Source organism: Blastopirellula retiformator, from assembly GCF_007859755.1.
GTDB lineage: Bacteria > Planctomycetota > Planctomycetia > Pirellulales > Pirellulaceae > Blastopirellula > Blastopirellula retiformator.
This window is the reverse complement of the sequence record NZ_SJPF01000003.1, coordinates 1-16,481: the sequence shown is the minus strand read 5'-3', so window position 1 is coordinate 16,481 and position 16,481 is coordinate 1. Positions and strand designations below refer to the sequence as shown.

The window sequence follows — 16,481 nt, the reverse complement described above, 5'->3', positions numbered from 1 at the left end:
CCCACGGATACACATCGTCATCCATGGGCTTTTCTCATGGGTCTTCCGCGAAAACCCTACTGCCCCCCCGCGATCGCCTTCTGCGCTTCCTGCCCATAATAGGACTCCGGATATCGGCTCACGATTCGCCCCATCTGGCGGCGGAGATCAACGGCCGATTTCGCCCGGGCTCGGCCTTGGTCGTACAGTTTTTTGGCCAGCAGCTCTTCTTGGAACGCTTTGTCTTCGTCCAGTTGTTCGACCAGCGTAGCGCACGCTTTGCCTTGTGATGTCGATTTGAAATCGTCGGCCAGTTGGCTGGCCAGTTCGTAGCCTTCGATCTGCTCGGGGATCGTACCGTTGCGGGAGAGTTTGATCTTTTCGATCTGGCCGTTGAGGTAGTCGAGGATCGCGGTGTTGAACTCGGCGGCGAGCGACTCGCCCAGGTTCTTCCGCATCGAGAGCAGCGAACGTTCGTCAAGCCTGGCGCCCAGTTCGGCGGGCCACAAGACTTGCTTCAGGTCGGCCGATTGCTCGGGCTGAATCAGCGAGAAGCTGCCGTCGAGGCCGGTGCCGATCTGCCGGGCGATGGCGTATTCTTTGCTGCCATCGGGCTGTTTGTAGTGGCCGCCGGCCTGGTCGCGGGCCGTTTGCATCCCGTCTTCAAACAGCGAGTAGTAGAACAGCTCGCTCTCGAATCCCATCCGCTGTACGATCGTCGGGTCGTCGCCATGGAAGATGTTGGGGCCGACCAGGTTTCGTTGCAGCGCGTAGTTCGGACCGCGGGTGTTTTCGTCGGCGTTGATCGCGAACAGCACGACCGGCTTGTCTTGAATCGCTTCCCGGATCTGGGCGAACAGGTCGGGAGACCAGACGTTGCACTTGGGGCACCAAGTCGCATAGACCAGCACGACCGGCGTCTTGTCGCCAATGCTGGCCGGCGACGGCACGCGGCCGTGCCAACGCACCGGCGCCAAGGCGGCGTCGAGCGAGATCTTCGGCGCCATCGCCGTGTTCGGTACGACAATCCCCTGCGCGAAGCTTGGCACGCTGATCGCCAGCAGCAACAGACCGTACAAAATGGTAATCGCTTGGCGTCGCATCCAACTCTCCCTGGCAAACGGACAAATCTACTCCTCCATTGAACATCCCTTCGAGGGGTGCGTCAAGTTCCGAAAAAGGGGACGCATTGGTGGTACGCTTCGCAGCGATCGGCTAGGCTGCGGGCGGACCTCTCCTCTGGCACAAAACACGATGCAATCGCCCCGAACTTCTCTGCAAACGCTGCAAGGAATCGCCGCCTGGGCGACGGCGCTGCTGATGTCGAAGGTCCTGGTCTCGATCGTTTGGGAGTACCGCCGCTACGGCAATTGTCGCGGTGGCCTACGCCGTGCGTCGTCAGCTAGATGCGCACCGGCAGTGGGCCAGTCGTTGTTTGCTGCTGTTGGTTTCGCCGCTGGTCGCAGCGCGACTACGCCGCGTCCCGCTCTCTCTTCCGAGTCACTCTCATGAATGCACCACCGAAAATCAAAATGGCTCGCTCACGTCGCGGCTTCACGCTGCTCGAACTGTTGTTCGTCATCGGCATTATCTGCGTACTAGTCGCCCTGCTGTTGCCGGCGACGCGTCGTTCACGCGAAGCGTCCCGGCGGATGCAATGCAACAACAACCTGAAGCAACTCGGTCTGGCGATGCACAACTACCACGACACCTTCGGGACGTTTCCGCCAGCCATGTTGGGAACGACGCTGCCGGATGATCCGCTGGAAAGCAACGTCGGGCGACTCAGCGGGATGGTTTCGATTCTTCCGCAGCTGGAACAGAACGCGCTGTACGAAAAGATCACCTCGCCGCTCGACGCCGACGGTCGCCGCTTTCCCGCTGGGGGACCGGCCCCCTGGATCGCCGACTATCCACCTTGGAAAATAGAACTAGAGGCGTTGCAGTGCGCCAGCGCGCCGCGGGAGTCGAGCGAACTGGGTCAGACGAACTACGCGTTTTGCATCGGCGACCTGGCTCGTGAAGTTCATCAGCCAGCGAAGCGACGCGGGATGTTTGGCGGCAACTTAACATCGACGATTAAAGATGCGAACGACGGAACTGCCAACACCATTCTGCTGGGCGAGATCGCCAATCGCGTCAATCGGCAAATCTTGGGCGACTACATAACCGAGGCGACCGGCGAGGTACTGGAGAAGCCGGCGATGAGCGACACGTTTCGCTCGAAGTTGGACAAAGACGATTACACGGACAAATGGACGCTTAGCAAATATGGTCGCGGCGGTCGCTGGGCCGATGGCTCGGCTGGCGATAGTCAGTTCAACACAATCTTGCCGCCCAACAGTCCCAGCTGCGCCGTGGATGGAGACGAGGCGGTCGACGGGCTCTATTCGCTCGGCAGCTATCATCCCGGCGGCGCGCACATCGTGCTAGTCGATGGTTCGGTTCGCTTCATCGCCAATGGCGTTGACTGTGGCGACCTGACGCAGCCGACGCTCACCGCCGAGCCAATGTCAGGCGAAGCGGTCGCCAGTCTGTACGGCGTGTGGGGGGCGCTGGGCACTGCGTCCGGGGGCGAACCTTCCATCAACGACTTTTAGCGCAACCGACTCCGGTAGGAGGTTTCCGCCGCAAACGTTAAACTGGCGGAATCCTTGTCTACTGGAGTCTTGTCATGATCTCTGCCCTGTTAGTCATCACCGCCGCCACCGTTATCACCACCGTGGCGGCCGATCCCGCAGCGAAACCGCCGCTGACCGCGACGGCCAACCGTAACGATACGCAAATCCGCGTCCTGACCGACGAGAAGCAAACGGTGCTCGACATCGTCTGCCCGAAAGGGATCGACCGCGCGACCATCAAGCGGACCGGCGACAAATGGCCAGAGCCGCTGCTGGTGCGGCTGCACTTGAAGGGGCTCGAGTCGTTTCGCGCCAGTGCTGGAAAGGAAAAGATCAACTGGGCGTTTTCCAGTAGCGATGCCACGAGAAGGAGCACTCCAATCAACGTCGCCGACGGCGGAACGGTCGACCTGCCGCTGTTTGATCTTGCCGAAGGACCACACAACAAAGGGAAGCTGCTGATCGTCGACAGCCCGTACAAGATACCGCTCGCTGAAGGAGGCTATTTTGAAGTTTGGCTGCCGGTCAAGTTGCTGAAAGACAACCCCGCCGAACTCAAACTGTCGTGGGTCGACTTTTATCGCTAGTCGTCAACATGGAAGAAAAGAACTGCAGCATGACGCCATTCTTGCCGGCCGCCGAACTGAAAAAATCGTACGACATCTTTGGGCATTTCTACACGGTCGCCGTTTCGCCCGACGAAGTCGCTTCGTGCCGCAGCGTGCTAGAGATCATCGACAAGCGGCAAACGCCGGGCGACGTCAACATCATCTGCGATCGCCAGCCAGACGCGGTCTTCATCATGATGAACCCTGGCTCATCACAGCCGCTGGTCGAAGTCGACAACCACATCGTCGCCGACGAGATCAGCAAGCTGCCGATCTCGCTGGTACCGACCAAGCCTGACACGACCCAGTACCAGGTCATGCGCGTGATGCGCTACTGCGGCTGGCGGCATGTCCGGGTGCTGAACCTGTCGGACCTGCGCAGCCCGAAGAGCCCGGTCTTTATCAAGACGTTTGAGCGTTTAGAGGCGACCTGCGGCTACGACGCCCACTCAATCTTCGCGCCAGCGCGCCAGAACGAGCTGACCAAGAAGCTGCCGAAGAACCGCGAAACGCCGCTGGTATTCGCCTGGGGACTCAGCGACAAACTGAGCCCGCTAATCGCCCGCTGCCTAAACGCGATCCCACCACAGCAGAACTACACCGGGCTGTTGGCCGAAGGAACCGCAGACAAGTATCGACATCCACTGCCGACGTTACAGCGAGACAAGGAGACCTGGTTTCGGAACATGATCCAGCTGTGCGAACCAGCGTAGGGAACTTTCCTGGTTAGCCGCGACAGATCTTGCTGTCGGGGGGGCGCAGCCGCAGGAAGCATCAATTCGCGGCTGGTCGTCCTTCGAACGCCACCACGCGTGATAGCGTGGGTATCCCCGATGTGCGGCAATCAACGGGCTGATGCTTCCTGCCGACTTCGTCGGCCCCGAAAGCAAGAGCTTTCGGGGCTAACCCGCGTCCGATTAAGCCTTACGACGCCGTCGCCGGCTCCGCTTCCGTCACCGGGCCGATGTGCTTGACGTTTTTCTCTTTCAGCCCCTCGCTAATCTTCTTCCAATCAAAGCCTTCGCCCGGATCGTGCTTGCGGCCTTTGGGGGTCGCGATGTCGCTGTGGCCGGTGATGTGGGTGATGGCGTATTGGTCGATCAAGTAGCTGGAGAGTTTGACCAGCGTCGCGTACTGGGCGTCGGTGTAAGGTTCCCTGTAGCGACCATCGGCCGACTGGATCGGCTCGCCGCCGTTGTACTTCCGGCCGTCGTAGGTGACGAACTTGCCGTCCACTTTCCGCAGCGGCCCCCAATTGCAGATCTCGATGCCAACGCTGAACGCGTTGACGCCGCTCTTGCCCGCCAAGGTGCTGCGGCCGGCATGCCAGGCCGACTTGTCGAGCGGGACCATTTGCACCACCGTGCCGTCGCGACCGACGACGTAGTGCGACGACACCTTGGCGTCGGGGTTACGGAACCAACCGACGGTGCTCGCCTGCGATCCGCCGGCGGTGTAGTGCATGATGATCGCACTGATCTTGGCCCCCCGGCGTTCGCTTTGATGGGGACTCGGATTGAACGTCGCCCAGTCAGGCTGCGCTTTCGCTTGGGGAGAAGTCGATTCTTGCGCGCCGGCCAGGTAAGGAAACGCCGCCAGCAGCAGCAGCGCACCGGCGAGAAACGTTCGATGCATAGGAAGAGCCGCCGAGAGCGAGGAAGTGGGATAGGGAGCAGATCTCCTCTCCATGGTACGTACTTTCTGCGGCCTGGCGAGCAAACCCCGGCATTCGCGGGGGAAAGCGAAAATCTGCCGGCAATCGGGCTACCTCTCATTGCGGCGGAGAGCCGGGCGCATACGATGATTTAACTGCCTGTTGAAAAATGCCATCGTGGCATTTTCCAACCTCGCCAGGCTCAGAGCGTAGCTCTTCGCGGCTCGCAAAATAACGACTTACGTCGCTATTTTGGGATCGCATCCATGCGATCCAGCAGCCCGTTGAGAAAATCAACGGACTGTTAAGGGACCCCATTCCATTTTTAGGCAAGAAAACCATGAAAGCGATGTTGCTGTCGGAATACAAGCAGCTGGATGTTGTCGAGATCGAACAGCCAGAGATCGGCCCGCACGACTTGTTGGTGCAAGTGAAGGCCTGCGGCATCTGCGGCAGCGACATCCATGGCTACGACGGCAGCACCGGTCGCCGGATCCCGCCGCTGGTGATGGGTCACGAAGCGGCCGGCGTCGTCACCCAGGTTGGCGCCGAGGTGACCGGCTTTGCGGTCGGCGATCCGATCACATTTGACTCGACCGTCTCGTGCGGCGTCTGTTTCAACTGCCGCAAGGGTCACATCAACCTGTGCGATAACCGGATGGTGCTGGGCGTATCCTGCGACGAATACCGCCGCTATGGCGCCTTCGCCGAGTATGTCTCGGTGCCGCAGCATATCTGCTACAAGCTGCCGGCCGGCCTTCCGTTTGAACATGCGGCGATGATCGAAGCGGTCTCGGTCGCGGTCCACGCCGCCAATCGGGCGCCGCTGATCTTGGGCGACACGGCGATCGTCGTCGGCAGCGGTATGATCGGACTGCTGGTCGTGCAGGCGATTCGCCTGGCGGGCGCGTCGCAAGTGATTGCGATCGACCTGGATCAAGGACGCTTGGACCTGGCGAAAAAGCTGGGCGCCGACGTTGGTTTGAAGGCGGACGAAGTCGACGTGGTCGCCGAAGTGAAGAAGCTGACCGGCGGCCGCGGTGCGGATGTCGCGGTGGAAGTGGTCGGCGCCACCCGCACGATCGCCACCGCGATCGAAGCGACCCGTAAAGGAGGCTCGATCACGCTGGTCGGCAACTTGTCGCCCAAGGTTGAGATGCCGCTGCAAGCGATCGTCAGCCGCGAGCTGTCGGTCTACGGCAGCTGCGCTTCTAACGGCGAGTACCCGGCCTGCATCGATCTGCTAGAGCGCGGGCTGCTGAAAGTTGATCCGCTGATCACCGCCCAGATCTCGCTGGACGAAGGGCCGGAATGGTTCCAGCGGCTGTACGCTGGCGAACCGGGGGCGATGAAGGTGATCGTCGATCCGACGAAGTAAACCCTTACTGCCTGTTGAAAAATGCCCTCGTCGCATTTTCCAACCTCGCTAGGCTCAGAGCATAACTCTTCGCGGCTCGCAAAATAACGACTTACGTCGCTATTTTGGGATCGCATCCCTGCGATCCAGCAGCCCGTTGAGAAAATCAACGGACTGCTTACCGCCCCCAAGAACGAGAGCCGACAAGAGCCGCTTATTTTTCGAGCGGCTCTTTCCAGATCGCGACGCCCCGATTGCCGCGCCAGTCGGACCAGCCGCGGCTCATCGAACCGGAGTTGTACTGCAGGGCCATGTTGCCGTCGTGATCGATAGCGATAATCCCGCCGTCCCCGGGGTTCAAGACTTTGTCGAGACAATCTTGCACCGCGTCGGCGACCGGCTGCTGGTTCTCTTTGACGCGCCAATTAGTTTGAAACGCGATCGCATGGCGAATGTACTGCTCGCCGACGCCGGTTCCGCTGACCGCGCAGCCGGCGTTGTCGGCGTAGGTGCCGGCGCTCAAGATCGGCGAGTCGCCGACCCGTCCGGGCAACTTGCCGGTCATCCCACCGGTGCTCGTCGCCGCGGCGAGATTGCCGTGTTTGTCCAGCGCCACGCAGCCGACCGTTCCGCAGGTGAAATTAGTGTCGGTCGGTTCCGCAACCGCGGCTGATTCGTTCAGCGGATAGCTGGGCGCTTTGGGGGCGACGCCGTTCTTCTTTTCGCTCCACTGCTGGAACTCGGCCCAGCTCGACGCATCGTAGAAGTAGCCTTGCTCGACCATCTCCAGCCCGTTGGTCTTGGCGAACTGGTCGGCGTCGTCGGCCGTCAACAATACATGCGGCGTCTTCTCCATGACCAGCCGTGCGGCGCGGATCGGATTGCGGACATGCTTGACGGCTGAGACCCCGCCGCCGTCCAGATTGCCGCCATCCATGATCGACGCATCGAGCTGATGAAACGCCTCGGCGTTAAATACGGCGCCTCGTCCGGCGTTAAAGTAGGGTGCGTCTTCCAAGACCATCACCGTCTGCTGGACGGCGTCGACGGCGGTTCCGCCCGATTGCAAAACCTTTTCGCCAGCGGCCAGCGCTTTCTCCAGCGCTACGCGAAATTGCTCGACCTTCTCCGGCGCCATGTCAGGCGACGCAAAGCCTGCGCCGCCATGCAGGGCGATCGCCCACCGCGACTCTTCGGCGCTTGCGGTCGCCGTCAACATTCCCACCATCAACAAAATGCTCCCGAAGAATTCAATACTGAAGAAACCCCGCATCACAGAATCAGCTCCCAACTTCGCCCTGATTTTGGTCTTCGCCGAGAGCGAATCTCTCTATTTTGGCTGAAGCAGGGGAGTGCACAATGACTCTTTGCGAAACTTCCTGAATCAGTTGCCGCGAAAACTAGTACGAAGGGGCTATCTTCGCGGTCGCCGCAGACGGGCAATTTGCCTGTGATTCTTTGCGCGGCGAAGTCGTTTTCCTGTGCCAAAGATCGAGCCCCAAAGTCGAACCGCGGCATACCACGGGTTACGATAGAGAAAAACCTCGTCCAACCCCAGGAATCGCCGTGTCCCGCCTGATCCTGCCGCCGAAGCGCAAAAGCCGAACATCCTGGTGATCCTGGCCGATGATCTCGGCTATTCCGACCTGGGCTGTTACGGCGGCGAGATCCCCACCCCCAACATCGACGCTCTCGCCAAGCGGGGCGTTCGCTTTACGCAAGTCTACAACTCGGCCCGCTGCTGCCCCAGCCGGGCGGCGCTGATGACGGGGCTCTACCCCACCCAAGCCGGCATTGGCGACTTCACCACCGCCCAGCCGAACCCCACCCGCGGTCCCGGCTATCTCGGCCGACTGCGCGAAAACTGCGTCACGATGGCCGAAGTCTTAAAGCCGGCCGGCTATCTGCCTGTTGAAAAATGCCATCGTGGCATTTTCCAACCTCGCCAGGCTCAGAGCGTAGCTCTTCGCGGCTCGCAAAATATCGACTTACGTCGCTATTTTGGGATCGCATCCATGCGATCACGCAGTCCGTCGAGAAAATCAACGGACTGCTATGGTTGCTACTACGTCGGCAAGTGGCGCCTGCACAACGAAACCGGTCCGATCCTCCGCGGCTTTGACGAGTTCTACGGCTACACCTTTGATCACTCGCACGATCAGTACGACGCCAACTATTATGAGCGTCTCCCGGCCGGTCACAACAAAGAAATCGATCCGCCGCAAGACGATTTTTACGCGACCGACGTTTTCAACGGCTACTCGGGCAAACAAAACCCGGCCTGGGATGATCTGCCGCAAGATCGCCGCGACGATCTCGCGCGGCGGATGGCGGTCTTTGCGGCGATGGCCGAGCCGCATTTGATGTTCGCATCCACGGCAAAGTGACGCGGCTGATCGCCCAACGAAAACAGGCCGGCAAACTCCACCTGCGGGCCACGCTGGACGAAAAGACGATGACGCTGCAGATCAATGACGACGCGCCGTTGACGATCGATTCGCCCGGTCTCATTCCCGCTCAGCCGCTTGACCAGTTGTCGCTGGGGCACGATGCAAAATCGGCCGCCGGCGACTACGACGCCCCGAATACGTTCCAGGGAGTCATCCGCCAGTTCTCGATTCGCTAGTTGGCTCGTCCGAATCGGAAATCACAGTTCACCAACCACAAAATCGAGCTGCACTGCGACTCCCAAGCTCAACTCGGCTGAGAGATATTGCCAATGGGCGAAAACCGGTTCGTTTTCGCGCTCCATTCGTGTATCGTGAGAGAGTTCCTCCTCCGCGGCGGTTGCGCCGCCCCCTCTCTCCAGCACACCTGCCAGCGACACATGAAATACGCCGCCACCCTGACTCTGCTGCTGCTCGCTTCCTGCGCATCGACAACCGCCGCCGCCGAGCGCCCCAATATCATCCTGATCATGGTCGATGATATGGGCTTCTCTGATCTTGGCTATCACGGCGGCGAGATCGCGACGCCGAACATTGACGCGCTCGCCCGCAGCGGCGTTCGCTTTTCGCAGTTCTATAACAATGGTCGCTGCTGCCCGACTCGTGCGACCTTGATGACCGGGCTGCAGCCGCATCAAACCGGCGTCGGTCACATGACCGAGTCGCCCGGCGAAATGAATTATGGCGCCGGCAAGTCGCCCGCCTATCAAGGCTTCTTGAACGACAACTGCGTCACGATCGCCGAAGCGCTGAAAGACCAGGGGTACGCCACGCTGATGTCGGGCAAGTGGCACCTGGGCGAAAACGACGAGAGCCGTTGGCCGCTGCAGCGCGGGTTTGAGAAATACTTCGGCTGCGTCTCTGGCGCGACGCTCCACTTCTATCCCGGCGGTGATCGCGGCATGTCGCTGGGGAACGAGCCGATCGAAAAACTGGAAAGCACGACCGATCAGCAGTTCTACACCACCGACGCGTTCACCGACTATGCGATTCAATTCCTCAAAGAAGAGCAAGCGGGCGCCAAGCGGCCGATGTTCCTCTACCTCGCCTACACCGCGCCCCACTGGCCGATCCAAGCGTTTGAGGAAGATATCGCCAAGTACCGCGGCAAGTACAAGATCGGCTGGGACAAACTGCGCGAGCAACGGCTCGCCAAGCAAAAGGAACTGGGACTAATCTCGGCCAATCTTGAGCTTTCGCCCCGCACGCCGAAGATCCCGGCCTGGGACGAACTGGACGCCGACAAGCAAGACGAGATGGATCTAAAGATGGCGGTCTACGCGGCGATGATTGATCGCGTCGATCAAAACGTCGGCAAGCTAATGAGCTACCTGAAGGAATCTGGGATCGAAGATGACACGCTGATCCTGTTCCTGTCGGACAACGGCGGCTGCCAGGAAGGGGGCGTCCTCGGCGGCGGTCAGTTCCGCAATATCGAACAACGCAACCGCCAATACTTCCATGGCTATGGCGAAGCGTGGGCCAACGCCAGCAATACGCCGTTCCGACTCTACAAGCACTTCAATCATGAAGGAGGAACCGCCACGCCGTTCTTCATGCGGTGGCCTGCCAAGATCGCGGCGCAACAAGATTGGTACGCCGAACCGGCCCATCTGATCGACGTAATGCCGACGATCCTGGATGTCGCCGGCGCCACCTATCCAGCCGAATACGACGGGCGGAAGATTCATCCGCTCGATGGCGTGTCGCTGCGATCGGCGATGACCGGCAAGTCGCTCTACCGCCAGCAACCACTCTGCATCGAGCATGAGAACAATGCATCGATTCGCTCCGGCGACTGGAAGCTGGTTGGTCGGAACGTCGCCCGGCCGCGCGGCGTGCGTCCCGAAAACTGGGAACTGTACAACATCGCCGCCGATCGGACCGAAACCAACAACCTGGCCGCCGACAACCCCGATAAGGTGAAGGAGCTGGCGCAGCAGTGGAACGCCTGGGCGAAGCGGGTGGCGGTCTATCCTAAGCTGGCCGAGCCGCCGGCGAAGTAGCCGACTAGTTGTACCAGACGGCGAAGCTCATGAACTGCCCGTTGAAGGCGCGGTTGATGCGACTCCAGAACGCCTGATCGGTGATCGGCCCTTTTTCCAGAAACGGCGTCGCGCCGCTCCCTTGCACCCACATCACCAAGTCAAACGGTTGCGGTTCGAAGAAAACCTTCTTCACATTGATGCCGCGGCCGTCGACAATCCGCGGATGGGGCGCCAGTTTTTCTCCCTGCAAGATCGCTTCCAGTTCGTCTAAAAACTCGCGCCAAGTGGTCACCATCTCTGGCGTCGTCCGTACCCGAGAAACTGGAGACGATTGCTTAGGGCTCGGGATCCACTCCCGATCGTCATCGGTCTCCGCTTCGATCGTATCCCAGGTGCGTCGGCTGAGCGAAATCACCTGCAGGAAGTGAGCGTGGGCGTCTTTCAGCTTGGCCGGCTCTTTCACCGGAAAGTTGATCAAATGAATCAACGCCACCACATCGATAATGTCGACACCGCTGATCGGAAACGTTTTCTTCGCCTCTCCCAGATACGCGTGCGGCGAATCGATCTTCTCGAATAGGACGTAGCCAGCCCGATCATGCAGTTGTTGCATGTCATAGGCCAGCCACGTTTCGGCCAAGCCGCTCAATAGATGACAGTAGCCCCGCAGCCAGAGACAATCGGCGTAGTCGAACGCAACGACCGTTTCGTAGGGGCGATCGACGCCGGCGTTGCCAGGCACATTTTCGATCATCCGCAAGTGCATCGCGACGCCCGCGAGCGTCTCGGCTTCGGTGGTCGTTCCATCGCCGTTGAGATCCAAGCGAATCTGAAACAGCGGCAGCGGCAGCTTCACCTCTTTGTCATCGACTTTGGCCAGCGTTTGTTCCGCCACCGCCAGGTCGTCGACAAAACGCTGCAAGATGTTGCGGACGTCCTGATAGCTAGTCGCTTTGGGATTTGGATTTTCTGCAGCGACGATCCGCAGAAAGGGAATCTGCTGGCGATGGTCGCGCACGCCGCATTCGTAGAACGACTGCGACATCGTCTCGACGGCGCTGGCGAACTGCACCACCCCCAGGCCGAACCGCTGCGAAGCGTCCCCTTCGTTTTCGGCCAGGTAATCTTCCAGCGCCGCTTTGCCGCTCGCCAGGTCATAGCTGACCAGCGACTCTTCAGCCGTCGGCGGCTCAGCGACGCTCGATCGCGTGAAAAACAGAACGGAAAAACAAGCGCCAATCCAAAGCGCAGTTTGCAAACGGGGCATGAGAGTCTCCCAAATTGAAGAGCAGGGGGGCGAAAAGCTTACCCGCGAAGGGACGTTCTTGTTTCTACTACGCGAAAACGAACGCGATAACGGGTAAAAAGAAATCAACTCGCCTGCCGTAGCCGATTTATGCGGGCAAGAAATCGACAATTCGCCATCAACTGGTTCATGCGCAATGCGACAAGCCAACGAATCGACAATCGACAATGCCGCTATCGCCGCGCGTCTGACCAAGCATGTCGATTGCCTGGCCAATCTGATCGGCATTCGCACCCTGCGTCATCCGGCGGCCCTGACGTCGACGATTGGTTACATCACGCAGCAATGGATCGAGATGGGCTATCAGGTGCGGCAGCAGACCTACGACGCCGGCGAGGGGGAAGCGACCAACTTGATCGTCGAAACCAGCGGCAGCCAGCGTCCGGAGCAGATCATCCTGCTTGGCGCCCACTATGACTCAACGCCCTATACGCCAGGCGCGGACGACAACGCCTCGGCGGTGGCGGTGATGCTGGAAGTGGCGCGACTGTTGAAAGCTCACGCGCCGCGGCGGACGCTGCGGTATGTGGCGTTCGCCTGCGAAGAGGCGCCCTATTTCAACCTGGGCGCGATGGGCAGTCAGCACCATGCGCGAACGGCCCGCGCGGCCAACGAGCAGATCCTCGGCATGCTTTGCCTAGAGATGGTCGGTTACTTTCGGGACGATCCCAACTCGCAAAAAATCCCCGACACGATGCCCAAGATCTTTCACCCGCTCTTTCCGACAGTCGGAAACTTCCTGGCGGCGGTCGGCAATCTGAGCAGTTGGAAGCTGAACTGGCAGTTCCGCCGCGGCTTCAAACAAGGCTCCCAGCTGCCACTCTGGTCGCTCAATCTGCCGGAGAAGATCCACGAGATCCGCCGCAGCGATAACAGTTCGTTCTGGGACCAAGGCTACCCGGCGCTGATGCTGACCGACACCAGCTTTTTGCGCAATCCCAACTATCACCAAATGACCGACACGCCCGACACGCTCGACTACGAGCGGATGACCGAGGTCGCCCTCGGCGTCGCCGCCGCGGTCCGCAGACTGGGCGGATAGGCGGCGATAAGACGAAGTGTCGCGCCCAGCCGACTTGGCATGACCACTTGCTAGCCCGGATTACGGCGACATCCACCAACTTGGCGGCCGGCTGACGGAGCGAATTGCGCCAAGTAATGAATCTCCGATTTCACGTTGAATGACCCCTGAACAGTACCTACATTCATGCGGTTCTCTCGGGGTATTCGACCTCGACCACAAAGAACTATTTTTCATGTCCAAAATGCGAGCGACCATGTCGCTGGGACCCGACCAGGAAGTGCCGCCGGAGACCAAGGTCTCGGCCGATGGCAGATGGAGACGGTTGACGCCAGTCAAACCGCCGCTTCTCCCCCGCTGAGCAATCGCGATACCTCGACCCAGGCCACCTCCGACACGGCGGCACAGCCACTCTCGCCCGCCCGGATGCCGCGGCTCCGGCGCCGCCCACCGGCCGACCTGCCGCCCCGGCGGCAAACTAGCTCTAGCAGTCCGTTGATTTTCTCAACGGGCTGCTGGATCGCAGGGATGCGATCCCAAAATAGCGACGTAAGTCGTTATTTTGCGAGCCGCGAAGAGCTACGCTCTGAGCCTGGCGAGGTTGGAAAATGCCACGATGGCATTTTTCAACAGGCAGCTAGCCCGTTCGGCCCGGTACTGATCGTCGTGATGGGACTGCTCGGCCCCGACGAAAAGCTCGGCACGGGCGACGACTAACGCTTTCGCTTCAAAGTCGCCCGCACTGTCGGCAAGTAAGCCTCTCTCGTTCTCGTTGCCGATCACCACCCTACATTCAAGCGTGGCGCTCGCTCACTTCCCAATCTCTTCCAAATTCACCCCGGCCGTTTCGATGCGGGTCAGCCAGGTGACGATCGCGCCCAGCAGCGACGCCGCGATCAAGATATACAGCAACCATCGCACGCCGATGTCGGCCAATAGGATCGGAAACAGAAACGCCGTCAGCACCGCGCCGATCTTGGCGAACGACGCCGACAGCCCAGCGCCTTTGCCGCGGATGTGGGTCGGAAAGACTTCGCCGGCGATCAGGTAAGTCTGCGCGTTCGGCCCCAGGTTGGTCATAAAGCTGAACGTCATGAAGCCTGCGAAGATCAGGTAGAGCCGCGTCGGATCACCCATGTCGACCGACAGCGACGCCAGAAACAGCCCGCCCGCACAGCCGACAAAGCCGAAGATCTGCAGCTTGATTCGCCCGACCCGATCGGCCAACAGCGCCGCCGCCACAATTCCCACGATCAACAGCAAGTCGATCACCGCGGCCCCCTTGGCGGCCGTCATGTCGTTCAGCACGATATCGGCCACCTTGGTCGCATGTTCCTTCTGCGAGCCAACCGCCGCCGCCAAAATCGTCGGCGTAAAGATCCCGATGCCGTAGGTGCTGAGGTCCTGCAAGAACCAAGGAACCGACGTCAAAATCGTTGCCCGGCGGTTCTTCGCCGCAAACAGCTCGGCGTAGCCGCCGCCCCGTTCCGCCTGTTCCAACTCGGCGAACTCGGCCTGTTCTTTCGCCAAGTCGAGCGCCACCTCTTTCGGATACGCTGGCGTCCGGGCCAATAGCCGCAGCGTCTCCCGCTCGGCCGCTTCCACCTTCCCCCGGGCAAACAGCCAATGGGCGCTTTCGGTGATCGTCAGCCGAGCCACGGTCACAATCACCGCCGGCACGATCGCCGTCGCGTACATCCATCGCCACGCGTCCAAGTGCGGGTTCTCATACAAAATCAAAAAGCCGATGCCGGCGCCGGCCAGCGCCCCGATCGCTTGAAAGCCAAAGGCGCCCAGCACAAACTTGCCGCGGCTATTGCTCGGCATGCATTCCGAAATCACCAGGTGAGCCGTCGGATAGTCGCACCCCAGCGCCACGCCCAGCCCAAACAGGCAAACGACCAGCACCCAAAAGTTCGGGCTCAGCGCCACACCCACCAGAAACGCGGTGAAGATCGCCATCTCTAAAATGAAGATCGGCTTGCGGCCGAATCGATCGGCCAGCCCGCCCAAAGCGGTCGCCCCGATCAAGATCCCCAATAGAGACGCCGCGCCGACCACGCCATGCGCGGCCGGCCCCAATTCAAACTGCGCCGCCAGCAGCGGCAGCGCGACGCCGGTCATAAAGACGACCAGCCCTTCAAAGAACTTGCCGGCGGCCGCCAACCACCAGATCCGCCACTGCATCGGCGTCAGCGGCGTGGTCGCCGTCGCGGTCCCGTCCGACCAGATCGGCGCCTCGTCGATATACTGCTGAACCGTCTTGCCGCTGTCGGCAACCTCCGCCGAAGTCGTCATCACCCAGTTCCCTCGCCGCCCCAAGTCCCACACCGCAAATCAGGCTCAATCGCTGCAACAGAACCCGCTCGGCTGAACTATAGCACCCGAGACCGAGGGCACAAGAAAAGAGCCCCCAACGTGAAGAAAGCTTCGCAAAGCGAGCCCGAACCAAAGCGGAAAGCGGAAGGAACCACCCACACTAAGTGCGAGTGCGCAAGCCGAGGGAATGCGGCCAGCAATCACCAACCGGCCCACCCTGCCGCGAACCAAACTCCCTCAACCCTTCACGTTACTTTCTTATCTGCGGTCATCTGCGCCCATCTGCGGTTCAAAATCTCGTGGAAAAAAGGTGTCAGGACTCTTTTTTCCTCCGCCAGCACATGATACCCTGCTGTCATGGGTAGACCAAAGCGAGCCGACGAAGCGGGCGGCATTTATCATGCCTTGAATCGAGGCAACTCTCGGGCGGCGATCTTCGATACGCCGGACGATTTCGATGCGTTCGAGCGTATTTTGGCCGAGGGGCTGTCGCGGTACCCGTGTCAAATTTTAGCCTACCAACTGATGCCCAACCATTGGCATTTGGTCGTCCGTCCCACGCTGACTGTGGCATGAGCGATTTGCTGCGGTGGGTCACCCTGACGCACACGATGCGCCGACACGCGCACCGCCACACTTCCGGCAAAGGGCACATCTATCAAGGGCGGTTCAAGATTTTTCCGGTGCAAGACGACGGGCATTTTCTGGTCGTATGTCGTTATGTCGAACGCAATGCCCGGCAGGCTGGCCTGGTAACTTTGGCCGAAGACTGGAAATGGGGATCGCTCGCCCGTTGGTTGGCCAAGCCGCGGCGAAAGCCCGATCTCCTGACGCCGTGGCCGATCGCCCGACCTAGTCATTGGAAAGACCGAGTCAATCAGGCGATGTCCAAGACAGAAGTCGACGCCGTCCGCCACGCGATCCGCCGAGGCTCCCCCTTCGGCGATCCCGATTGGACCCAGTCCATTGCCCGCCGCCTGAACCTAGATTCCACCCTCCACCCCCGCGGCAGGCCGAAGAAGGTAGCGCCTGGTTGACACAAAGAGTCCTGACCCAATACTGTTCGGCACGCCCAGTCGGCATAAACAGATTTGATCCCGCCGCGAACTCTTCACGCATTTTCGCCCCGCTGCTGGACCGTGCAAGCTGCCGTTCCATTTTCCATCCGCGCAGCATCAACC

At 60.4% G+C, this 16,481-nt stretch carries 16 protein-coding genes and 1 pseudogene; 12 read left to right on the top strand and 5 right to left on the bottom strand.

What is annotated here, in order from left to right:
* Positions 1–56: 56 nt before the first annotated feature.
* Positions 57–1,082 carry a thioredoxin domain-containing protein gene (locus Enr8_RS11770; RefSeq protein WP_146431734.1) on the bottom strand — a complete coding sequence of 342 codons (1,026 nt, stop codon included), beginning with the start codon at positions 1,080–1,082 and terminating at the stop codon, positions 57–59.
* 405 nt (positions 1,083–1,487) lie between these two features.
* On the opposite strand from Enr8_RS11770, the gene Enr8_RS11765 reads away from it, so the two are divergent.
* The 3 genes from Enr8_RS11765 to Enr8_RS11755 all read left to right on the top strand — a co-directional run bounded on the left by Enr8_RS11765 (position 1,488) and on the right by Enr8_RS11755 (position 3,921).
* The gene (locus Enr8_RS11765) at positions 1,488–2,579 is read left to right on the top strand and encodes a DUF1559 family PulG-like putative transporter (RefSeq protein WP_186767690.1); all 1,092 of its coding nucleotides are present in this window, start codon (positions 1,488–1,490) and stop codon (positions 2,577–2,579) included.
* 74 nt (positions 2,580–2,653) lie between these two features.
* A complete protein-coding gene (locus Enr8_RS11760) occupies positions 2,654–3,187 on the top strand; it encodes a hypothetical protein (RefSeq protein ID WP_146431730.1) in 534 nt (177 codons plus the stop codon).
* Positions 3,166–3,921 (top strand): DUF1643 domain-containing protein, encoded by a 756-nt coding sequence (locus tag Enr8_RS11755; protein WP_246120063.1) that lies wholly within the window; start codon positions 3,166–3,168, stop codon positions 3,919–3,921. Before Enr8_RS11760 ends, Enr8_RS11755 begins: the two co-directional genes overlap by 22 nt.
* A gap of 211 nt (positions 3,922–4,132) precedes the next feature.
* On the opposite strand, the gene Enr8_RS11750 is transcribed toward Enr8_RS11755, so the two are convergent.
* Positions 4,133–4,843, bottom strand: coding sequence for an N-acetylmuramoyl-L-alanine amidase (locus tag Enr8_RS11750; protein WP_186767604.1), 711 nt, complete (start codon positions 4,841–4,843; stop codon positions 4,133–4,135).
* Positions 4,844–5,202: 359 nt separating this feature from the next.
* Between Enr8_RS11750 and Enr8_RS11745 the strand changes: the two genes are divergently transcribed.
* Positions 5,203–6,240: a zinc-dependent alcohol dehydrogenase gene (locus Enr8_RS11745; RefSeq protein WP_146431724.1), complete on the top strand. Its 1,038-nt coding sequence runs from the start codon at positions 5,203–5,205 to the stop codon at positions 6,238–6,240.
* 193 nt (positions 6,241–6,433) lie between these two features.
* Here Enr8_RS11745 and Enr8_RS11740 read toward each other — a convergent pair whose 3' ends face one another.
* The gene (locus Enr8_RS11740; RefSeq protein WP_222434857.1) at positions 6,434–7,447 is read right to left on the bottom strand and encodes an isoaspartyl peptidase/L-asparaginase family protein; all 1,014 of its coding nucleotides are present in this window, start codon (positions 7,445–7,447) and stop codon (positions 6,434–6,436) included.
* A gap of 358 nt (positions 7,448–7,805) precedes the next feature.
* On the opposite strand from Enr8_RS11740, the pseudogene Enr8_RS11735 reads away from it, so the two are divergent.
* The 3 genes and pseudogenes from Enr8_RS11735 to Enr8_RS11725 form a co-directional block, all read left to right on the top strand.
* A pseudogene (locus Enr8_RS11735) lies at positions 7,806–8,606 on the top strand (sulfatase-like hydrolase/transferase); the annotation flags it as partial.
* A complete protein-coding gene (locus tag Enr8_RS11730) occupies positions 8,603–8,845 on the top strand; it encodes a hypothetical protein (protein ID WP_146431718.1) in 243 nt (80 codons plus the stop codon). The pseudogene Enr8_RS11735 and the gene Enr8_RS11730, both read left to right, overlap by 4 nt.
* Before the next feature lie 201 nt (positions 8,846–9,046).
* Positions 9,047–10,672 carry an arylsulfatase gene (locus tag Enr8_RS11725; protein WP_146431716.1) on the top strand — a complete coding sequence of 542 codons (1,626 nt, stop codon included), beginning with the start codon at positions 9,047–9,049 and terminating at the stop codon, positions 10,670–10,672.
* 4 nt (positions 10,673–10,676) lie between these two features.
* Here Enr8_RS11725 and Enr8_RS11720 read toward each other — a convergent pair whose 3' ends face one another.
* Positions 10,677–11,921 carry a hypothetical protein gene (locus Enr8_RS11720; RefSeq protein WP_146431714.1) on the bottom strand — a complete coding sequence of 415 codons (1,245 nt, stop codon included), beginning with the start codon at positions 11,919–11,921 and terminating at the stop codon, positions 10,677–10,679.
* A gap of 175 nt (positions 11,922–12,096) precedes the next feature.
* On the opposite strand from Enr8_RS11720, the gene Enr8_RS11715 reads away from it, so the two are divergent.
* From Enr8_RS11715 to Enr8_RS11710, 3 genes are all read left to right on the top strand, one after another.
* Complete coding sequence (locus Enr8_RS11715) at positions 12,097–13,002, top strand: M28 family metallopeptidase (protein ID WP_146431712.1); 906 nt, start codon at positions 12,097–12,099, stop codon at positions 13,000–13,002.
* A gap of 214 nt (positions 13,003–13,216) precedes the next feature.
* Positions 13,217–13,342, top strand: coding sequence for a hypothetical protein (locus tag Enr8_RS26420; protein WP_261342441.1), 126 nt, complete (start codon positions 13,217–13,219; stop codon positions 13,340–13,342).
* Between the two features lie 167 nt (positions 13,343–13,509).
* On the top strand, positions 13,510–13,698 hold the full coding sequence (locus Enr8_RS11710; RefSeq protein WP_146431709.1) for a hypothetical protein: 189 nt from the start codon (positions 13,510–13,512) through the stop codon (positions 13,696–13,698).
* 93 nt (positions 13,699–13,791) lie between these two features.
* On the opposite strand, the gene Enr8_RS11705 is transcribed toward Enr8_RS11710, so the two are convergent.
* Positions 13,792–15,279 carry an MFS transporter gene (locus Enr8_RS11705; protein WP_146431707.1) on the bottom strand — a complete coding sequence of 496 codons (1,488 nt, stop codon included), beginning with the start codon at positions 15,277–15,279 and terminating at the stop codon, positions 13,792–13,794.
* Between the two features lie 378 nt (positions 15,280–15,657).
* Here Enr8_RS11705 and Enr8_RS26490 point away from each other — a divergent pair, with 378 nt between their 5' ends.
* Both Enr8_RS26490 and Enr8_RS11700 read left to right on the top strand, forming a co-directional pair.
* The gene (locus tag Enr8_RS26490) at positions 15,658–15,876 is read left to right on the top strand and encodes a transposase (protein WP_315851758.1); all 219 of its coding nucleotides are present in this window, start codon (positions 15,658–15,660) and stop codon (positions 15,874–15,876) included.
* Positions 15,873–16,337: a hypothetical protein gene (locus Enr8_RS11700; protein ID WP_315851757.1), complete on the top strand. Its 465-nt coding sequence runs from the start codon at positions 15,873–15,875 to the stop codon at positions 16,335–16,337. The genes Enr8_RS26490 and Enr8_RS11700 overlap by 4 nt, the downstream gene beginning before the upstream one ends.
* Positions 16,338–16,481 lie beyond the last annotated feature (144 nt).

What these genes read in the sequence shown, in the direction of transcription:
- Enr8_RS11770 (WP_146431734.1), bottom strand. Translation starts at nt 1,082, where the DNA reads ATGCGACGCCAAGCGATTACCATTTTGTACGGTCTGTTGCTGCTGGCG.
- Enr8_RS11765 (WP_186767690.1), top strand. Translation starts at nt 1,488, where the DNA reads ATGAATGCACCACCGAAAATCAAAATGGCTCGCTCACGTCGCGGCTTC.
- Enr8_RS11760 (WP_146431730.1), top strand. Translation starts at nt 2,654, where the DNA reads ATGATCTCTGCCCTGTTAGTCATCACCGCCGCCACCGTTATCACCACC.
- Enr8_RS11750 (WP_186767604.1), bottom strand. Translation starts at nt 4,843, where the DNA reads ATGCATCGAACGTTTCTCGCCGGTGCGCTGCTGCTGCTGGCGGCGTTT.
- Enr8_RS11745 (WP_146431724.1), top strand. Translation starts at nt 5,203, where the DNA reads ATGAAAGCGATGTTGCTGTCGGAATACAAGCAGCTGGATGTTGTCGAG.
- Enr8_RS11740 (WP_222434857.1), bottom strand. Translation starts at nt 7,447, where the DNA reads ATGGTGGGAATGTTGACGGCGACCGCAAGCGCCGAAGAGTCGCGGTGG.
- Enr8_RS11725 (WP_146431716.1), top strand. Translation starts at nt 9,047, where the DNA reads ATGAAATACGCCGCCACCCTGACTCTGCTGCTGCTCGCTTCCTGCGCA.
- Enr8_RS11720 (WP_146431714.1), bottom strand. Translation starts at nt 11,921, where the DNA reads ATGCCCCGTTTGCAAACTGCGCTTTGGATTGGCGCTTGTTTTTCCGTT.
- Enr8_RS11715 (WP_146431712.1), top strand. Translation starts at nt 12,097, where the DNA reads ATGCGACAAGCCAACGAATCGACAATCGACAATGCCGCTATCGCCGCG.
- Enr8_RS26420 (WP_261342441.1), top strand. Translation starts at nt 13,217, where the DNA reads ATGTCCAAAATGCGAGCGACCATGTCGCTGGGACCCGACCAGGAAGTG.
- Enr8_RS11710 (WP_146431709.1), top strand. Translation starts at nt 13,510, where the DNA reads ATGCGATCCCAAAATAGCGACGTAAGTCGTTATTTTGCGAGCCGCGAA.
- Enr8_RS11705 (WP_146431707.1), bottom strand. Translation starts at nt 15,279, where the DNA reads ATGACGACTTCGGCGGAGGTTGCCGACAGCGGCAAGACGGTTCAGCAG.
- Enr8_RS26490 (WP_315851758.1), top strand. Translation starts at nt 15,658, where the DNA reads ATGGGTAGACCAAAGCGAGCCGACGAAGCGGGCGGCATTTATCATGCC.
- Enr8_RS11700 (WP_315851757.1), top strand. Translation starts at nt 15,873, where the DNA reads ATGAGCGATTTGCTGCGGTGGGTCACCCTGACGCACACGATGCGCCGA.